Annotated in this window: 15 protein-coding genes; 7 read left to right on the forward strand and 8 right to left on the reverse strand. The window is 72.0% G+C overall.

The window, feature by feature from the left end; translation table 11 throughout:
* Nucleotides 1–26 precede the first annotated feature (26 nt).
* Nucleotides 27–956 (reverse strand): NADP-dependent oxidoreductase, encoded by a 930-nt coding sequence (locus ACIOD1_RS32725; RefSeq protein ID WP_401906504.1) that lies wholly within the window; start codon nt 954–956, stop codon nt 27–29.
* A gap of 70 nt (nt 957–1,026) precedes the next feature.
* Here ACIOD1_RS32725 and ACIOD1_RS32730 point away from each other — a divergent pair, with 70 nt between their 5' ends.
* Complete coding sequence (locus tag ACIOD1_RS32730; RefSeq protein WP_365614955.1) at nt 1,027–1,602, forward strand: helix-turn-helix domain-containing protein; 576 nt, start codon at nt 1,027–1,029, stop codon at nt 1,600–1,602.
* 153 nt (nt 1,603–1,755) lie between these two features.
* On the opposite strand, the gene ACIOD1_RS32735 is transcribed toward ACIOD1_RS32730, so the two are convergent.
* Nucleotides 1,756–2,310: an EF-hand domain-containing protein gene (locus ACIOD1_RS32735; protein ID WP_365614952.1), complete on the reverse strand. Its 555-nt coding sequence runs from the start codon at nt 2,308–2,310 to the stop codon at nt 1,756–1,758.
* Nucleotides 2,311–2,635: 325 nt separating this feature from the next.
* Here ACIOD1_RS32735 and ACIOD1_RS32740 point away from each other — a divergent pair, with 325 nt between their 5' ends.
* Both ACIOD1_RS32740 and ACIOD1_RS32745 read left to right on the forward strand, forming a co-directional pair.
* The gene (locus tag ACIOD1_RS32740; RefSeq protein ID WP_401906543.1) at nt 2,636–2,995 is read left to right on the forward strand and encodes a hypothetical protein; all 360 of its coding nucleotides are present in this window, start codon (nt 2,636–2,638) and stop codon (nt 2,993–2,995) included.
* 84 nt (nt 2,996–3,079) lie between these two features.
* On the forward strand, nt 3,080–4,516 hold the full coding sequence (locus ACIOD1_RS32745) for an aminopeptidase (RefSeq protein ID WP_401906508.1): 1,437 nt from the start codon (nt 3,080–3,082) through the stop codon (nt 4,514–4,516).
* Between the two features lie 22 nt (nt 4,517–4,538).
* On the opposite strand, the gene ACIOD1_RS32750 is transcribed toward ACIOD1_RS32745, so the two are convergent.
* Nucleotides 4,539–6,308, reverse strand: a complete 1,770-nt coding sequence (locus tag ACIOD1_RS32750) for a glycoside hydrolase family 3 N-terminal domain-containing protein (protein ID WP_401906546.1) — start codon at nt 6,306–6,308, stop codon at nt 4,539–4,541.
* A gap of 55 nt (nt 6,309–6,363) precedes the next feature.
* Nucleotides 6,364–7,320, reverse strand: coding sequence for a LysR family transcriptional regulator (locus tag ACIOD1_RS32755; protein WP_365614947.1), 957 nt, complete (start codon nt 7,318–7,320; stop codon nt 6,364–6,366).
* Between the two features lie 82 nt (nt 7,321–7,402).
* On the opposite strand from ACIOD1_RS32755, the gene ACIOD1_RS32760 reads away from it, so the two are divergent.
* A complete protein-coding gene (locus tag ACIOD1_RS32760; protein WP_365614944.1) occupies nt 7,403–8,332 on the forward strand; it encodes an EamA family transporter in 930 nt (309 codons plus the stop codon).
* Nucleotides 8,333–8,399: 67 nt separating this feature from the next.
* On the opposite strand, the gene ACIOD1_RS32765 is transcribed toward ACIOD1_RS32760, so the two are convergent.
* Entirely contained in the window at nt 8,400–8,951 is a 552-nt protein-coding gene (locus ACIOD1_RS32765; protein WP_365614941.1) for a DUF937 domain-containing protein, read from the reverse strand.
* A gap of 277 nt (nt 8,952–9,228) precedes the next feature.
* Here ACIOD1_RS32765 and ACIOD1_RS32770 point away from each other — a divergent pair, with 277 nt between their 5' ends.
* Entirely contained in the window at nt 9,229–11,475 is a 2,247-nt protein-coding gene (locus tag ACIOD1_RS32770) for an ATP-dependent RecD-like DNA helicase (RefSeq protein WP_401906513.1), read from the forward strand.
* Nucleotides 11,476–11,657: 182 nt separating this feature from the next.
* The gene (locus ACIOD1_RS32775; RefSeq protein ID WP_365614938.1) at nt 11,658–12,947 is read left to right on the forward strand and encodes a citrate synthase; all 1,290 of its coding nucleotides are present in this window, start codon (nt 11,658–11,660) and stop codon (nt 12,945–12,947) included.
* A 363-nt stretch (nt 12,948–13,310) separates the two neighbouring features.
* On the opposite strand, the gene ACIOD1_RS32780 is transcribed toward ACIOD1_RS32775, so the two are convergent.
* Complete coding sequence (locus ACIOD1_RS32780) at nt 13,311–15,596, reverse strand: heavy metal translocating P-type ATPase (protein WP_401906515.1); 2,286 nt, start codon at nt 15,594–15,596, stop codon at nt 13,311–13,313.
* A 92-nt stretch (nt 15,597–15,688) separates the two neighbouring features.
* On the reverse strand, nt 15,689–15,994 hold the full coding sequence (locus ACIOD1_RS32785; protein ID WP_365614932.1) for a cation transporter: 306 nt from the start codon (nt 15,992–15,994) through the stop codon (nt 15,689–15,691).
* A gap of 155 nt (nt 15,995–16,149) precedes the next feature.
* Between ACIOD1_RS32785 and ACIOD1_RS32790 the strand changes: the two genes are divergently transcribed.
* A complete protein-coding gene (locus ACIOD1_RS32790) occupies nt 16,150–17,382 on the forward strand; it encodes a cation:proton antiporter (protein ID WP_401906517.1) in 1,233 nt (410 codons plus the stop codon).
* A gap of 82 nt (nt 17,383–17,464) precedes the next feature.
* Here the strand turns inward: ACIOD1_RS32790 and ACIOD1_RS32795 are convergent, their stop codons facing one another.
* A complete protein-coding gene (locus ACIOD1_RS32795) occupies nt 17,465–17,665 on the reverse strand; it encodes an AlpA family transcriptional regulator (RefSeq protein WP_030710687.1) in 201 nt (66 codons plus the stop codon).
* Between the last annotated feature and the right edge of the window lie 96 nt (nt 17,666–17,761).

The raw sequence follows: 17,761 nt of genomic DNA on the forward strand, positions 1-17,761 counted from the left end.
TAGGCCGCCCGGGTCGTCTAGGCCGCCTAGGCCGTTCCTTCCGGATCCTGCCGGGCCCCGGCTCGGACGACCAGGACCCGGCGCCCCCGGGTGTGGCCGGCGCGGCTGTCGGCGTGCGCCGCCGCCGCTTCGGTGAGCGGGTACGACCTCTCGACCGGGATGTGGAGCCTGCCCCGGGTGATGAGGTCGACGGCCTCGGCGAGCGCGTCCGGCACGCTCCCGGCCACGCCGGAGAACCGGACGCCCAGCCGCGGCGCACCGAGGTCGGCGATGGAGACGACCTTGCGCGGGTCCCCCGTCAGCTCGACGAGTTCGCGGATCACCCCCGAGCCGGCCAGGTCGAGGGCCGCGTCGACCCGGCCCAGCTGCCGCACCCGTGCGACCCAGCCCTCGTCGTAGGTCGTGGCGAGGGCGCCCAGGCCGCGCAGGTAGTCCTGGTTCGCGGCCCCGGCCGTGCCGGCCACCGTGATGCCGCGCGCGCGGGCGATCTGCAGCACCGCCGACCCGACGCCGCCGGACGCTCCGCTGACCAACAGGGTCTGCCCGGGCCGCACGCCGACCTCCCGTATGACGCGCAGCGCGGTCTCCACCACCGACGGGTACCCGGCCGCCTCCTCGAAGGCCAGTCCCTCGGGCATCCGGGCCCAGGCCGACAGCACGGCGAATTCGGCGTACGTGTCGACGCCTTCGCCGAACACCCGGTCGCCGACATCGACCCCCTCGACGCCCTCGCCGACCTCGTCCACCACCCCGGCGGCGTCCAGTCCGACCCCGGAGGGCAGTTCGACCGGATGGGCTCCCAGGACCTGGCCCTCCCGGATCCTCCAGTCGACGGGGTTGACGCCCGCCGCCCGTACCGCGATGCGTATCCGACCGGGGCCCGCGTGGGGCTCATCGGCTTCCACCAGTCGCAGGACCTCGGGACCGCCGAACTCGCCGAAGCTGATTTTCCTCATGCGGCCGACAGTAACGCTAACTGTTAGGGTTTCACAACAGTTCGGGATTCATACCTGGTAGTGTCAGGCCATGACCGAGCCCTCCGGACGCCGCGAACGCAAGAAGGCCGCGACCCGTCAGAAGATCGCCGACACCGCGCTGCGCCTCTTCCTGGAGCGCGGGTACGACGCCGTGGGCATCCGCGATGTGGCGGCCGAGGCCGACGTGGCCGTCACCACCGTCTTCGCCCACTTCGCCACGAAGGAGGCCCTGGTGTTCGAGCGTGACCAGGACTTCGAGCAGCGCCTCACGCGAGCGGTGACGGACCGGCCTCCGCACGAGCCGCTGATCCCGGCGCTGCACCGCGAGGTCCAGGCCCTGGTGCGGCACTGCACGGCGGAGGGCGCCGCCCCCGTCCGACGCATGATCGAGGGGTCACCCGCCCTGCGGGAGTACGAGGAGTCGATGGGCCTGCGTCACGCGCAGGCGCTGGCGGCGTCGCTGGCCGCCGATCCCCACCTGTCCCGGAGTGCGACGGCCTGCCGGGCGACCGCGCGGTTCGCCATCGACGCCTACGCGCTGGCCTGTCGGGCGGACGATCCCGAGGTCACGGTGGACGAGGTCTTCCGGATGATCGATGCGGCCTGGGAAGCCACCGCGCCCTGAGCCGTCGGCTCGGGCGTCGGGCGCACCGCGGAACGTACGGCGGCCGGGCGGAACAGGTGCGGGGGGTCCTGTTCCGCCCGGCCGGGTTCGAGAGGGGCTCGCGCCCCTAAGTCGCTTCGGGCTGCGGCGCCTTCGGGCTGCGCCGCCTTCGGGCTACAGCTCGCCGAAGAGCAGGTTGCCGGGGGCTTCCTCGTCGTCACCGGTGTAGTACTCGCGCACCGCTTCGAGGAGTTCGTCCACCGACAGGTAGCCGTCGTGGTTCTTGTCGATCTTCGCGAAGAGGGCGTCCGCGGCGGCCGGCTCCAGCTTCGTGTCGAAGGCCAGCTGCGCCTTGTGGAACTCCTCCGGGCTGACGTGCCCGTCGCCGTTGGTGTCCACCACGGTCAGGATGGCCTTCACCATCGGGCGGAAGGACTTCTCGTAGGCGGGCCCGCCGTCCTTGTACAGCCGGGTCATGCCGTCCCGGTACTGCTCCGGGGTCAACTTCTGGTCCTGGCCCACGCCCAGCTCGTTGAAGAGGTCGACCCAGAAGTCGGTGAGCCCGCGGAAGACCTCGACGGCCTTGGGGGAGTCGGCGGGCTCGGCGAGGGCCGTGAGCAGCCGGGACCCGAGCGCGATCATGTCCTGCTCGTCGATCACGCCGTTGGAGTCGGCGTCGAGGTGCGCGAACGCGCGCTCCAGCTTCCGGTCGAGCAGGTCGTTCGTCACGGCGGGCGCCCTTCGGGGTGGGAGTGCGAAGCGGCTACGGTGAGCGGCCCTTCGATCGCTTAGCGTAATCTCTCCGGTGATCGTGAACTCCCCATCTCCGGCAACGAAGTTGTGGATGCACTCGTACGAGCGACGCGTGGCCGGATCCGGGTGGCCCGCCCCCACCCCTACCCCTGGGGCGTGTGGCCCGTGCAACCTTCCGGCGGGATGGCGCGTCGTACTCGTGTACGTGTTACGTACGACGGATCGGGGGGCCAGGGTGTTGCGGGACGGAAGGGTGTCGGGGAAGCGGGGGCTGTGGCGCGGCGGCCGGTGGGGCCGGTGTCTGGGGGTGTTCGGGACGGCGCTCTGGCTCGTGGTCGGGGGGCTGTTCGCGGCGGCGCCCGCGCACGCGGCGACGGGCGGGTGTGCGGGGCGGCTGGTCAAGACGCTGCTCTTCGACACGGGTGAGGTGCGCGTGTACAAGAGCCGCACCCAGGCCTGCGCGGTGACCGTGGCCCTGGGGCCCGGACAGCGCCGCCACATGTCCGTCAGCATTCAGCCACGCGGCGGTGTCCCCGTGGGCGATTCGGGGCAATTCACCCGCTACGCGGGCCCCGTCAGCGTCGGCGCGATCAACCGCTGTGTGTATGTGAAGGGGAGCGTGGCGGCCGGATCGGTGCGTTCCGGCTGGATCCTGTGCTGAGAGAGCGGCCCAACTGAGGCTGTTCGAACGTGCGTTGGCCCCGCTAGGTTCACGGTGACCACAGTGAACTCAAGGGGAGGGTGAATGCGCAAGACGCTCGGATGGCTGCTGTCGCTCGTGGTGCTCATCGGCGCCATGGGCACGGCAGGCGCCACGGCACAAGCGGCCACCGCCGCGGGGCCGACCGCCGCCACGGACATCAAGGACCGGATCCTCGGCATCCCGGGGATGAGCCTGATCGAGGAGAAGCCGTACCCGGGGTACCGCTTCTTCGTCCTGAACTACGAGCAGCCGGTCGATCACCGGCAGCCCTTCAAGGGCACCTTCAAGCAGCGCCTGACCCTGCTGCACAAGGACGTCTCCCGTCCGACCGTGTTCTTCACCTCGGGCTACAACGTCAACACGAGCCCGCGCCGGAGCGAGCCGACGACCATCGTCGACGGCAACCAGATCTCCCTGGAGTACCGGTTCTTCACCCCGTCGCGGCCCGACCCGGCCAACTGGGCCACGCTGGACATCTGGCAGGCCGCCAGTGACCAGCACCGCCTCTTCACCGCCCTCAAGAAGGTCTACCCGAAGAACTGGCTGGCCACGGGCGGCAGCAAGGGCGGCATGACGGCGACGTACTACGAGCGCTACTACCCGCGCGACATGGACGGCGTCGTCGCGTACGTCGCGCCCAACGACGTCGTCAACAACGAGGACTCGGCGTACGACCGGTTCTTCACCAAGGTCGGCACCAAGGAGTGCCGCGACAAGCTGAACAACGTGCAGCGCGAGGCGCTGATCCGGCGGGCACCCCTGGAGGCCACGTACACGGCCGCCGCCGCCGAGAACGGCTGGACCTTCACCACCATCGGCAGCCTCGACAAGGCCTTCGAAGCCGTGGTCCTGGACTACGCCTGGGCCTTCTGGCAGTACAGCCTGCTGTCCGACTGCGCCTCCGTCCCGGTCGCGGCCACCGCCTCCGACCAAGAGATCTGGGACACCGTCGACGCGATCTCCGGCTTCTCGGCCTACGCCGACCAGGGCCTGGAGACGTACACGCCTTACTACTACCAGGCGGGTACACAGCTCGGATCGCCCGACATCAAGCAGCCGCACCTCAAGGGCCTGAGCCGCTACGGCTACCAGCCGCCGCGCGACTTCGTGCCGCGCTCGATCCCGATGACCTTCCAGCCGGGGGTCATGGCGGACGTGGACCAGTGGGTCCGCACCCACGCGAACCAGATGCTGTTCGTGTACGGGCAGAACGACCCGTGGGGCGCCGAGCCCTTCCGCCTCGGGTACGGGGTGCGCGACAGCTACGTGATGATCGCGCCCGGCGCCAACCACGGCGCGAGCGTCGCCAAGCTCCAGGAGGGCGAGCGCGACCTCGCCACCGCGAGGATCCTCCAGTGGGCCGGAGTGGCGCCCGCCGCCGCCCTGTTCGGCGCCGCCCCGGCCGCCAGGCCGCTGGCAGCGCCGGACGCCGTGCTCGACCGCAACGACCTGGAGCGCGAGCCGCAGTTGCGGCCGTAGCCCCACCGTCGCACGGAGGGGGTCACGGGCCGTACGACAGCCCGTGGCCCAGCGGGTAGCGGCCCGGGACCGCGACGGGGAGCCGGCCCACGGGCCGCCGCTCCCCGGTCAGCACCCGAGCCGCCGCCCGCATCTCCACGTCCGTCCAGGTGTACGTGGCCAGCTCGGCCGCGCACGCGGGCAGCCGCGCCGGGTCGTACGGATTGCGGATCGCCACCAGGACCACCGGCACGCCCGTCGCGATCAGGTCCGCGACCAGGGTGCGCTGCGGGCTCTCCCCCTCCGGGACGTTGTAGGAGCACACGAGCACCGCCGCGTGCCCCGCGACCGCGGCCACCGCCTGGGCGGGCGCGAACGCGGTCGCCCGGCAGCCCAGCGCGGTCAGCTCCCGGGCCAGGACCGTCGTAGGGGGTCCCGTCGTACCCGTGGGGGAGACCGGGTCCGTCCCGGTGACCAGCAGCCGCGGAGCGGTCGCCCGGTCGAAGGGCAGCAACCCGCGCGGATTGGCCAGCAGGGTGGTGGTGGCCGCCGCGATCTCGTCGGCCGCCTCCAGGTGCCCGGCCGAGCCCACCACCGAGTCCACCTCCGGGGCCGTGGTGTACGGGTCCTCCAGCAGGCCCCGGCGGGCCTTCAGCTCCAGGATCCGCAGCACGGACTCCTCGATCCGCCCCCGCGACAGCTCGCCCGACTCCACCGCCGCCAGCACCCCGCGCTGGGCCAGGGCCAGGTCCGGCGGGTTCAGCAGTTGGTCGCACCCCGCCTTGAGGGCCAGCACCGGGATCCGTTCGTCCCCGTACTTCTGGCGGACCCCGGCCATGTCGAGGGCGTCGGTGACCACCACCCCCCGGAAGCCGAGGCGTTCGCGCAGGATCCCGGTGACGATGGGCCGCGAGAGGGTCGCGGGGTCCCCCGAGGGATCGAGCGCGGGGAAGACGATGTGCGCCGTCATCACCACGTCCACGCCCGCCTCCACCACCGCCCGGAACGGCGGCTCGTCCAGCTCCTCCCACTGCGCCCGGCTGTGCCGCATCACCGGCAGCCCGACGTGACTGTCGGTCTCGGTGTCCCCGTGGCCCGGGAAGTGCTTCGCCGTCGCGGCCACCCCCGCCGCCTGGTAGCCGCGCACCTGGGCGGCGGCCAGCGCCGCCACCGCGCCCGGGTCGGACCCGAAGGACCGTACGCCGATCACCGGGTTGGCCGGGTTCACGTTCACGTCCGCCACCGGGGCGTAGTCCTGGCGGATCCCCAGCGCGGCCAGCTCGGTCCCGGCGATGCCGGCCGCCCGGCGGGCGTCGGCCGTGGAGCCGCCCGCGCCCAGGGCCATCGCCCCGGGCAGCAGGGTGGCGGGCCGGCCGATGCGGGCGACTGCCCCGTGTTCCTGGTCGGTGGAGATCAGCAGCGGCACGCCGGCGCCGGAGCCCGTCGCCGCCCGCTGGAGGTCGTCCGAGAGTGCGGCGATCTGCCGCGGGGCGCGGGTGTTGTGGGCCCACGCGAAGTAGACCACCCCGCCCAGGTGGTAGCGGGAGACCAACTCGGCGGCGGTGCGCACGCCGAACTGGGCCAGGTTCGCCTCGGCGTCCTCGGGGTCGGGGTCGGTCGCCGAATGTCCGTACGCGCGGGACACGAACAGCTGGCCCACCTGCTCGGCAAGGCTCATCGCGGCGACCCTGGCGCGCAGTCGGGCCCGGTCCGGGTAGCGCCCCGCGGACCCTTCGGGGTTGCGGGCGTCGTCGGGGGCGCGGTGGCCCCCCACGGCGAAGGAGGCGGCTCCGGCGGCCGTGACGGCGGCCATGGCTGCGGCGGCGAGCAGGGCCCGGCGGGAGGCGTGGTTCGACACCCGCCGGACCCTACTGGGGTAGTCCGCCCGGAGGTCGACGGACACTCGGGAGGTCCCCCGGAAGGGGCTCCGCCCGCCGCCAGTGCTCCTGGAGGGTCCGCACCGCCTCGGTGATCGCGGGCCGGCGGGCCGCGCCCGTTCGCCACAGGGCGTACAACCGGCGTACGGGGCCCGGCTCCAGGCGTACGGCCACCGCGCCCGCCGGCAGGGCGCCCGTGCCGAGCCGGGGCACCACGGCGACGCCCAGTCCGGCCGCGACCAGGGCGACGATGGTGTGGTTCTCCTCGGCCACGTGCGCGATCTCCGGCTCGAACCCGGCCGTGCGCATCGTCCGCACCAGCCAGGTGTGGCAGACCCGGCCGGGCGGCTGGCACACCCAGCGCTGCCCGCCGAGGTCGGCCCGGCGCACCACGCGGCGGGCGGTGAAGGGGTGCCCGGCCGGGACCACCAGGTCGCAGGGGTCGTCCCCGATGACCGCCTGCTCGACCCCCTCCGGGGTGGGCAGGGGGGCGATGTCCCAGTCGTGGGCCACCGCCAGATCGGTCACGCCGCGGGCCACCAGGTCCACCGACAGGTGCGGGTCCACCTCGGTGAGGCGTACCTCCAGCGCCGGGTGCAGGGCGGCCAGTTCGGCCAACACCCCGGGCAGCAGCCCGCGCGCCGCCGAGGCGAACGCGGCCACCGTCAGCAGCCCGCTCGGCCGGCCGCGCCGCTGCTCCAGGGTGGTCTCGGCCCGCTCCACGATCGTCAGCAACTCGTGGGCGGTGTCGGCCAGGTGGCGGGCCTCCTCGGTGAGCGCGACCCCGCGGCCGCGCCGCTCCAGCAGGGTGGTGCGGGTCTCGCGCTCCAGTTTGGCGATCTGCTGCGAGACGGCGGAGGGCGTGTAGCCGAGGGCGGCCGCCGCGCCGGCGACCGAACCGTGGACGGAGACGGCGTGCAGGGCGCGGAGCCGGGAGAGGTCGAGCATGCCCGAATCGTAAGCACTGCTTCATCCATCGGGGAAGGGATCCGCGCTGGTGCTACACGGTTGCAGGGCCGATGCTCGGAGCATGCGTCCCGTACACACCGCCCTCGCCGTCCTCGTAGCCGCCGTGTGGGGCTTCAACTTCGTCGTCATCGAGATCGGCCTCGGCCACTTCCCGCCGCTGCTGCTGTCCGCCCTGCGCTTCCTGGTCGCCGCCCTGCCCGCGATCTTCTTCGTCGGGCCGCCCAAGGTCGCCTGGAAGTGGATCGTCGGGGTCGGAGTGAGCCTGGGCATCGCCAAGTTCGGCCTGCTGTTCACCGGCATGGCCGCCGGGATGCCCGCGGGGCTCTCCTCCCTGGTGCTCCAGATCCAGGCTGTCTTCACCGCCGTCATCGCCGCTGTCGTCCTGCGCGAACGGCCCGGCCGGGTCAGGGCGCTGGGCATGGGCGTGGCGCTGGCCGGGATCGCCGTCGCCGCCGTGGACCGGGGGGTCTCCGGGCCCGCGACCGGATTCACCCTGGTCGTCGCGGCCGCCGCCTGCTGGGGCGTGTCCAACGTGCTCACCCGCAAGGCGGCCCCGCCGGACGCCCTGAACTTCATGGTGTGGGTGTGCGCGGTCCCCGTACTCCCGCTGTTCGGGCTCTCCCTGCTGATCGAGGGACCCGAGCGGGACGTGGCCGCCCTGAGCGCCCTGGACTGGTCCGGAGCCGCCGTCATCCTCTACGTGGCCTGGGTGTCCACCGTCTTCGGCTTCGGGGCCTGGGGCTACCTCCTGCGCCGCTACCCGGCCTCCTCGGTGGCGCCGTTCTCGCTCCTGGTGCCGGTCTTCGGGATGTCCTCGGCCGCGCTGGTCCTCGGCGAGGGGATCTCCGGCCCGCGCTGGGTGGCGGCGGCGCTCCTCGTCGGCGGGGTCGGCCTGACCTCCCTGGGCCCCGCGCGCGCGAAGGCCCGTACGGAGGAGGTCGGCGTGACGGACCGTCCGGCGGTGGCGGCCGTCGCCGGCCCGGTCCGATGAGCGCGGTCCGCGGAACCCGCCGGGCACTGCTCCGTACGGGTTCCGCGGGCCGTTCAGCGGGTCGGGGTCACTTCTTCCCGCCGCCCAGGATCTGGCCCAGGATGTCGCCGAGCCCGCCGCCGGCCGGGGCCGCGCCGCCCGCCGGAGCCGCGCCGGGGGCCCCGCCGGCCGAGGCCGCTCCGCCCTTGCCGGCCGCCGCGCGCTTGGCGAAGACGGCCAGGAGGACCGGGATCAGCAGCTCGATGACCCGGGCGATGGTGGGCGCGGGGATGCCCGTCTTCTTGGAGACGGCGTTGGCCACGGGCTTGCTCACCTTGGCGAGCACCCCGGCCATCATGCCGCCGCCGAGCATGCCGCCCAGGCCGCCGCCGAGGGTGGCCACGCCCTGGAGCGGGGGCTCGGGGGGCTGCGCCACCTCGGCGAAGGCCTGACGCACCTCGGTGCCGTCGTCGTCGTCGGCACCGGCCTTCTGCTGGAGGTCGCCGGTCATGGCGCCCACGGTCTCGGCCACGGTCTCGCGCGCGCCGTTCGCGTCGGTGCCGAGCAGTCCGGCGATCTCGGTCAGCCTGTCGTCGCCGAGTTCGCCGAGGACGTCGTCCTGGAATGAAGATTCGCTCATGCCGGAAACGCTACTTGTGCGGCGTTTTGGTGGCACCTCGGAGGTCCGCGAGAGGGCCGCCGGGTAACGAATGGATAAAGCGGAGGGGAGTCGTGCAACCGAACCGGCGGAACGGGGGTCGTACTGTGCGTCGGCACTTCCGGGAGGGGATCTGGGGGGATCGGGAAGTCCGACGAGGGAGGGGTAACCGTGAGGGGGTCCGGCCGCGAGGCCGGACCCCCTTCGGTTTGTCCACAGCCCCCGGCTCCCTGTCGGCGCGGGACGGTAGCGTCACCCCATGACGACCAACGCGGTGGTGCGACCGGCCGTGGTGGAAGGGGTGCTGGAACGCATCACCTACGCCAACGAGGAGAGCGGGTACACGGTCGCCCGGGTCGACACCGGCCGGGGCGCGGGCGACCTGCTGACCGTCGTCGGCTCCCTGCTCGGCGCGCAGCCCGGCGAGTCCCTGCGCATGGAGGGTCGTTGGGGATCGCACCCCCAGTTCGGCCGGCAGTTCAGCGTCGACAACTACACGACGGTCCTGCCCGCCACCATCCAGGGCATCCGGCGCTACCTCGGCTCCGGCCTCATCAAGGGCATCGGCCCGAAGATCGCCGACCGGATCGTGGAGCACTTCGGCACCGACACCCTCGACGTCATCGAGAGCGAGCCGAAGCGCCTGATCGAGGTGCCGGGCCTCGGACCCAAGCGGACCAAGCTGATCGGAGCCGCCTGGGAGGAGCAGAAGGCCATCAAGGAGGTCATGGTCTTCCTCCAGGGCGTCGGCGTCTCCACCTCCATCGCGGTCCGGATCTACAAGAAGTACGGGGACGCCTCCATCTCCGTGGTGCGCAACCAGCCCTACCGGCTCGCCGCCGACGTCTGGGGCATCGGCTTCCTCACCGCCGACCGCATCGCCCAGGCCGTGGGCATCCCGCACGACAGCCCCGAGCGGGTCAAGGCCGGCCTCCAGTACGCCCTGTCCCAGTCCACCGACCAGGGACACTGCTTCCTCCCGGAGGAGCGGCTCATCACCGAGGGGGTCAAGCTGCTCCAGGTCGACACCGGCCTGGTCATCGACTGCCTCGCCGAACTCGCCGCCGACCCGGAAGGGGTCGTACGGGAACGCGTGCCCGACCCCCAGGGAGGGCCGGACCCCCTCACCGCCGTCTACCTGGTCCCCTTCCATCGGGCCGAACTCTCGCTGGTCGGCCAGGTCCGCCGGCTCCTGAGCGCCGAGGAGGACCGGATGCCGGGCTTCGGCGACGTGGACTGGGAGAAGGCCCTCGGCTGGCTGGCCGGCCGCACCGGCGCCACCCTGGCCCCCGAACAGCGTGACGCCGTACGCCTGGCCCTCACCCGCCGGGTCGCCGTCCTCACCGGCGGCCCCGGCTGCGGCAAGTCCTTCACGGTGCGCTCCATCGTGGAGTTGGCCCGCGCCAAGAAGGCCAAGGTGGTTCTTGCTGCCCCCACCGGCCGGGCGGCGAAGCGGCTGTCCGAGCTGACCGGGGCCGAGGCCTCCACCGTGCACCGGCTGTTGGAGTTGAAGCCGGGCGGGGACGCGGCGTACGACCGCGACCGGCCGCTGGACGCGGACCTCGTCGTGGTGGACGAGGCCTCGATGCTGGACCTGCTCCTCGCCAACAAGCTGGTCAAGGCGGTGGCCCCGGGGGCGCACCTGCTGCTCGTCGGGGACGTGGACCAACTGCCGTCCGTCGGCGCGGGGGAGGTGCTGCGGGACCTGCTGGCCGAGGGCGGGCCGGTGCCCGCCGTCCGGCTGACCCGGATCTTCCGCCAGGCCCAGCAGTCCGGCGTGGTCACCAACGCCCACCGCATCAACACCGGCCTGCCGCCCCTGACCGACGGCCTGCCGGACTTCTTCCTCTTCCCCGAGGAGGACACCGAGGCGGCCGGGGTGCTCGCCGTGGACGTGGCCGCCCGTCGAATTCCGGCCAGATTCGGGCTCGACCCCCGGCGGGACATCCAGGTGCTGGCGCCGATGCACCGGGGCCCGGCCGGCGCCGGGAACCTCAACGGCCTGCTCCAGCAGGCCATTACCCCGGCGCGCCCCGATCTGCCCGAGAAGAGGTTCGGCGGCCGGGTCTTCCGGGTGGGCGACAAGGTGACCCAGATCCGGAACAACTACGAGAAGGGCGCCAACGGCGTCTTCAACGGCACGGTCGGCGTGGTCACCGCCCTCGACCTGGACGAACAGCGCCTGACCGTCCGTACGGAGGAGGACGAGGAGGTGGGGTACGAGTTCACCGAACTCGACGAGCTGGCCCACGCCTACGCCGTCACCATCCACCGCTCCCAGGGGAGTGAATATCCGGCCGTCGTGATCCCGGTCACCACGGGAGCTTGGATGATGCTCCAGCGCAATCTGCTCTACACGGCGGTGACCAGGGCGAAGAAACTGGTCGTCCTGGTCGGGTCACGCAGGGCTCTCGGCCAAGCGGTGCGTACCGTTTCCGCTGGCAGGAGGTACACGGCGGTCGCTGCCCGGCTCGCCGGCCGCATACCGGTGGGAAACATCACCTAGATGATCGATCATTTGGGGTATCCGCCACGGTGGCGAGGGGGCAGGATGAGCAGCTTGAAGGCACTCAGTGCCGTCAAAAACACCAAACCCCGACCCCGAGTGCACTCACCTGTGCCAAATGGGGGAAGGTAGAGGCAGTCAGGGCACCTCGAAGAAGAGGCACTACGTCGGTGAGGGATGACGTGAGCGACAACTCTGTAGTACTCCGGTACGCGGACGGTGAATACACCTACCCGGTGGTCGAGAGCACCGTCGGTGACCAGGGCTTCGACATCTCGAAGCTCCGGGCCCAGACCGGGCTCGTCACTCTGGACAGCGGCTACGGCAACACCGCCGCCTACAAGTCCGCGATTACCTACCTCGACGGCGAGCAGGGCATCCTGCGTTACCGCGGTTACCCGATCGAGCAGCTGGCGGAGCGCTCGACCTTCATCGAGGTCGCCTACCTGCTGATCAACGGTGAGCTGCCGACCGTCGACCAGCTCGCGTCGTTCCGCAACGAGATCACCCAGCACACGCTGCTGCACGAGGACGTCAAGCGGTTCTACGACGGCTTCCCGCGTGACGCGCACCCGATGGCCATGCTGTCGTCCGTGGTGAGCGCGCTGTCCACGTTCTACCAGGACAGCCACAACCCGTTCGACGACAAGCAGCGCCACCTGTCGACCATCCGACTGCTGGCCAAGCTCCCGACGATCGCGGCCTACGCGTACAAGAAGTCGGTCGGCCACCCGGTGGTCTACCCGCGCAACGACCTCGGCTATGTCGAGAACTTCCTGCGCATGACGTTCTCCGTGCCGGCCCAGGAGTACGACCTGGACCCGGTCGTCGTCTCGGCGCTGGACAAGCTGCTGATCCTGCACGCGGACCACGAGCAGAACTGCTCGACCTCCACCGTGCGCCTGGTCGGCTCCTCGCAGGCGAACATGTTCGCCTCGATCTCCGCCGGCATCTCCGCGCTGTGGGGCCCGCTGCACGGCGGCGCCAACCAGTCCGTCCTGGAGATGCTCGAAGGCATCAAGAACGACGGCGGCGACGTCGACGCCTTCATCCGCAAGGTGAAGAACAAGGAAGACGGCGTCCGCCTCATGGGCTTCGGACACCGCGTCTACAAGAGCTTCGACCCCCGGGCGAAGATCATCAAGGCTGCGGCGCACGATGTCCTCTCGGCGCTCGGCAAGAGCGACGAGCTGCTCGACATCGCGCTCAAGCTGGAAGAGCACGCGCTGGCCGACGAGTACTTCGTCTCGCGCAACCTCTACCCGAACGTGGACTTCTACACCGGTCTCATCTACCGGGCCATGGGCTTCCCGACCGAGATGTTCACCGTGCTCTTCGCGATCGGCCGCCTTCCCGGCTGGATCGCCCAGTGGCACGAGATGATCAAGGAGCCCGGCTCCCGCATCGGCCGCCCGCGCCAGATCTACACCGGCGAGGTCCTGCGCGACTTCGTCCCCGTAGAGGCCCGCTAACAGCGAGCCCCCGCGGCCGGAGCGTACGAAAAGCGCCCCGCCGTCGATCCCCCCACGGGTCGACGGTCGGGGCGCTTTCCTATCCCCGGTACGGATTCCCCCCACGGGACCCGAGCCGGGGCGTCGGTGGTGCCGGGACCCGTTCGGGTCGGGAGGGGCCGCTCAAGCTTCCCGAGCTTCCCGAGGGCACGTGTCCCGGCCGGCAGATACCGAGGAGTCCCCCAGGGCCTCCGTCGAAACGTCCCCCAAGACGTTTCTGGCATCGCCCCATTAGACCCGTGGCGACCCCGGATGGTTACGTCGCGATCACTGTGATCTGCGTCTCCCGTGAAGGAGTTGTGGAGGATCGGGGGAGGCGTTCCACTAGCGGAAGGAGCGCAGCCGCAGGCTGTTGGTCACCACGAAGACCGAGGAGAAGGCCATCGCGGCCCCCGCGATCATCGGGTTGAGCAGGCCTGCCGCGGCCAACGGGAGCGCCGCGACGTTGTAGCCGAAGGCCCAGAACAGATTGCCCTTGATGGTGGCCAGGGTCCGGCGGGAGAGCCGGATCGCGTCGGCCGCCACCCGCAGGTCGCCCCGTACGAGGGTGAGGTCGCCGGCCTCGATGGCCGCGTCGGTGCCGGTGCCCATGGCCAGGCCCAGGTCGGCCTGGGCGAGCGCGGCGGCGTCGTTGACCCCGTCGCCCACCATGGCGACCGTACGGCCCTCGGCCTGGAGCCGCTTGACCACGTCCACCTTGTCCTGCGGGAGCACCTCGGCGATCACCTCGTCGATGCCCACCTCGCGGGCCACGGTCTCGGCCACGGCCCGGTTGTCGCCGGTCAGCAGCACCGGGGTGAGGCCGAGGGCCCGCAGCCGGGACACGGCCTCGGCGCTGGTCTCCTTCACCGCGTCGGCCACGGTGAGGACCCCGCGCGCCTCGCCGTCCCAGGCGACCAGGATCGCGGTGGCTCCCGCGGCCTCGGCGGCGGCCTTGGCCTCGGCGAGCGGGGCGGGCAGGGCGATCGACCAGTCGGCGAGCAGGCGTTCGCGCCCCACCAGGACGGCGTGCCCCTCCACCACGCCCTGGACGCCCAGCCCGGCGACGTTCTCGAAGGACTCCGGGACCGGCAGCTCCCCGGCGGCCTCGACGGCGCCGGCGGCGACGGCCCGGGCGATCGGGTGTTCGGAGGCGTGTTCCAGGGCGCCCGCGAGGCGCAGCAGTTCCTTCTCGTCCACGCCCTCGGCCGGGTGCGTGCCCGAGAGGGTCATCCGGCCGGTGGTGACGGTGCCGGTCTTGTCCAGGACGACGGTGTCCACGCGGCGGGTGGACTCCAGCACCTCGGGGCCCTTGATCAGGATGCCGAGCTGGGCGCCCCGCCCGGTGCCGACCATCAGCGCGGTCGGCGTGGCCAGGCCCAGGGCGCAGGGGCAGGCGATGATCAGTACGGCCACGGCGGCGGAGAAGGCGGCGGTGGGGTCGTCGGTGATCAGCAGCCAGGTGATCCAGGTGCCGAGGGCGAGGACCAGCACGACGGGTACGAAGATCCCGGAGATCCGGTCGGCGAGCCGCTGTACCTCGGCCTTGCCGTTCTGCGCGTCCTCGACCATCCGGGCCATCCGGGCCAGCTGGGTGTCGGCGCCGATCCGGCCGGCCTCCACCACCAGGCGTCCGGAGGCGTTGACGGTGGCGCCGGCGACCGCGTCCCCGACGGTGACGTCCACCGGGACGGACTCGCCGGTCAGCATGGAGGCGTCCACGGCGGAGACGCCCTCGACGACGGTGCCGTCGGTGGCGATCTTCTCCCCGGGGCGCACGACGAACCGGTCGCCGACGACCAGGGCGCTCACCGGGATCCTGACCTCGCGGCCGTCCCGGAGCACCGCCACGTCCTTGGCGCCCAGTTCCAGCAGTGCCTTCAGGGCCGCGCCGGCCTTCCGCTTGGAGCGGGCCTCCAGATAGCGGCCGAGCAGGATGAAGGTGACGACCCCGGCCGCGACCTCCAGGTAGATGGCGGAGGAGCCGTCGGTCCTGGAGACGCCGAAGTCGAAGCCGTGCCGCATGCCGGGCATGCCCGCGTGGCCGAAGAACAGGGCCCACAGGGACCAGGTGAAGGCGGCGAGCGTGCCCACCGACACCAGGGTGTCCATGGTGGCCGCCCCGTGCCGGGCGTTGGTCCAGGCCGCCCGGTGGAAGGGGAGGCCGCCCCAGACCACCACCGGCGCGGCCAGGGTCAGGGAGAGCCACTGCCAGTTGTCGAACTGGAGCGCGGGGATCATGGCGAGCAGGACGACGGGCAGCGCGAGGGTCGCGGACACGAGCAGCCGTTGGCGCAGGGCGGCCGTTTCGGGGTCCCGTACGGGAGCCGGCGGCTCGGCCTGCGCGGTGGCGGCCGGCGCGGCCGGCGGCGGGGGCTCCTCGGCCGTGTAGCCGGTCTTCTCGACGGTGGCGATCAGGTCGGCCACCCGCACCTCGCCGCCGTAGGCGACCTTGGCCTTCTCGGTGGCGTAGTTCACCGTGGCGGTGACCCCGTCCATCCGGTTCAGCTTCTTCTCGATGCGGTTCGCGCAGGAGGCGCAGGTCATCCCGCCGATGGCCAGTTCGACCTCGGCCGTCTGCGCGGGCGCCACGCCCGCTATGGGTCCGTCGTGCACGGTGCTGCTGCTCATGTCCGGGCTCCAGGGGGAGGGCCGGGTCGTACGGATCCAGTATGAGCTGGTCGGCACGGCCCGGCGGGTACTGCGGGAGAGTGAGTGCGCGCTCAGATCCGGCCGGCGAGCTCGTAGCCCGCCTCGTCCACGGCGGCGCGCACGTCGGCCTCGGCGAGCGGGGCCTCGGAGACCACGGTGACCTCGCCGGTGGCCGCCACGGCCTTGACCGAGGTCACGCCGGCCAGGGCGGTCAGCTCGGAGGTCACGGCGCCCTCGCAGTGGCCGCAGGTCATCCCGGTGACCTTGTAGACCGCGGTCACGGCGCCGGTCCCGGCCTCGGTCGCGCCGTCGTGGCAGGAGCCGGTGCTGGAGCAGCAGGAACCGGCCGACTGCTGGGTTTCCGTCTCGGCGGTCATGTCGTTCTCCTCTTCAAGGGGGTGTCTCTGTTCCGAGACTATACCCCTAGGGGGTATCGATGCGAGCACCCGGCGGGTCGGAACGCGATTCCCGCGCACCGGGTGGTCGGCGGGGTGCGTGGACAAGATTCGCGAACCATCAGTAAATGTCATACATGGCGCATACGGGGACCCTCGTTCTCATCATGTTCATCGCGGTTCTCGCGCCCCTGCTCGTCCACGCGACGGCCCGATGGCTGCCCGTCCCGCTGGTCGTCTTCGAGATCGTCCTCGGCATCGTGGCCGGACCCGACGTCCTCGGCTGGGCGAACAGCGGTGAGGTCATCGACGTCCTCAGCCACCTCGGCCTGGCCATGCTGATCTTCCTGGCCGGCTACGAGATCAAGTTCGACCGGATCCGCGGCGACACCCTCACGCGCTCGGCGTGGTCCTGGCTGGTCGCCCTGGCCCTCGGCATGGCCGCCGGGCTCCTGCTCGCCCAAGGCGGCGGCTTCGAGCGGGGCGTCTACATCGGCACCGCCCTCACCAGCACGGCCCTGGGCGCGATCCTGCCGATGCTGCGCGAATCCGGAGACCTGAACGGGCGCTTCGGCACGGTCACCATGGCCGTGGGGTCCGTCGGCGAGTTCGGCCCGATCATCGCCATGGCCCTGCTGCTCAGCGGCCGGGCTCCCGCCCGCTCGGCCGTCGTGCTGATCGCCTTCGCCCTGCTGACGGCCGGCGCGGTCTTCTGGGCCCTGCGGCCCAAGCCGCCCTGGTTCGCCGCCGTCATCGACAAGACCCTGCACAGCAGCGCCCAGTTCGCCGTCCGGTTCGTGATGCTGATGCTGGTGGCGATGCTGGGGCTGGCCGAGGTCCTCGGGCTCGACGTCCTGCTCGGCGCCTTCGCGGCCGGGCTGATCACCCGACTGGTGCTCCAGGGGGCCGCGCCCGACAGCAGCGAGCTGGTGCTCTCCAAGGTGGAGGCCATGGGCTTCGGCTTCCTGGTGCCGCTGTTCTACGTGGTCACCGGGATCGAATTCGACCTGAAGGCCCTCCTCGGCGGCGGCCGGGCGCTGCTCCTGCTGCCCGTGTTCCTGCTGCTGTTCCTGGCGGTCCGAGGGCTGCCCGTCTGGCTGCTGGCCCCCAAGGACCTGGACCGACGCGACCGCACGGCGCTCGCGCTGTTCGCCTCCACCGCGCTGCCGCTGGTCGTGGCCATCACCACCCTCGGGGTGGACGACGGGAAGCTGGGCGAGGGCGAGGCGGCGGCCCTGGTCGGGGCGGGGATGGTGTCGGTGCTGGTGTTCCCGCTGATCGCGATGCGGATGCGGATGCGGGCGCGGGGCCGGGAGAAGGCGCCCGACCGGGGGGCGGAGGAACGGGCGGACGGCGTCGAGTCCTGGTGACGGCCGGGGCGGCCTCCCCGGCGGGTGCGGCCGGCCGGGCCGGGGGTGGGGAGCCCCCGGCCGAGGCGCGGACCCGCCGGGGTCAGTCCTCGCGGCGCCCCCGGTTGCCCGGACGGCGGGCCACCCAGGCCCGGACGGTGTCGGCGTACCAGTAGGGCTTGCCGCCCTCCACGTGATCGGGCGGGGGCAGCAGCCCGTGCTTGCGGTAGGAGCGCACGGTGTCCGGCTGGACCCGGATATGGGCGGCGATCTCCTTGTACGACCACAGCTGTCGGTCGCTCATCCACGACACCTCCTGGTCCACGGCGCGGGGCCGGCCGGGAGGCCGTCGGGGGAGCCGGCGCGTGGACACTGACGATCACTCGGGTTGTGCCCGGAG

It is taken from the genome of Streptomyces sp. NPDC088097 (assembly GCF_044741845.1).
Classification (GTDB): Bacteria; Actinomycetota; Actinomycetes; order Streptomycetales; family Streptomycetaceae; genus Streptomyces.

Coding starts and splice junctions, on each gene's coding strand:
- ACIOD1_RS32725 (WP_401906504.1), bottom strand. CDS start 956: ATGAGGAAAATCAGCTTCGGCGAGTTCGGCGGTCCCGAGGTCCTGCGA.
- ACIOD1_RS32730 (WP_365614955.1), top strand. CDS start 1,027: ATGACCGAGCCCTCCGGACGCCGCGAACGCAAGAAGGCCGCGACCCGT.
- ACIOD1_RS32745 (WP_401906508.1), top strand. CDS start 3,080: ATGCGCAAGACGCTCGGATGGCTGCTGTCGCTCGTGGTGCTCATCGGC.
- ACIOD1_RS32750 (WP_401906546.1), bottom strand. CDS start 6,308: ATGGCCGCCGTCACGGCCGCCGGAGCCGCCTCCTTCGCCGTGGGGGGC.
- ACIOD1_RS32755 (WP_365614947.1), bottom strand. CDS start 7,320: ATGCTCGACCTCTCCCGGCTCCGCGCCCTGCACGCCGTCTCCGTCCAC.
- ACIOD1_RS32760 (WP_365614944.1), top strand. CDS start 7,403: ATGCGTCCCGTACACACCGCCCTCGCCGTCCTCGTAGCCGCCGTGTGG.
- ACIOD1_RS32765 (WP_365614941.1), bottom strand. CDS start 8,951: ATGAGCGAATCTTCATTCCAGGACGACGTCCTCGGCGAACTCGGCGAC.
- ACIOD1_RS32770 (WP_401906513.1), top strand. CDS start 9,229: ATGACGACCAACGCGGTGGTGCGACCGGCCGTGGTGGAAGGGGTGCTG.
- ACIOD1_RS32780 (WP_401906515.1), bottom strand. CDS start 15,596: ATGAGCAGCAGCACCGTGCACGACGGACCCATAGCGGGCGTGGCGCCC.
- ACIOD1_RS32785 (WP_365614932.1), bottom strand. CDS start 15,994: ATGACCGCCGAGACGGAAACCCAGCAGTCGGCCGGTTCCTGCTGCTCC.
- ACIOD1_RS32790 (WP_401906517.1), top strand. CDS start 16,150: ATGGCGCATACGGGGACCCTCGTTCTCATCATGTTCATCGCGGTTCTC.
- ACIOD1_RS32795 (WP_030710687.1), bottom strand. CDS start 17,665: ATGAGCGACCGACAGCTGTGGTCGTACAAGGAGATCGCCGCCCATATC.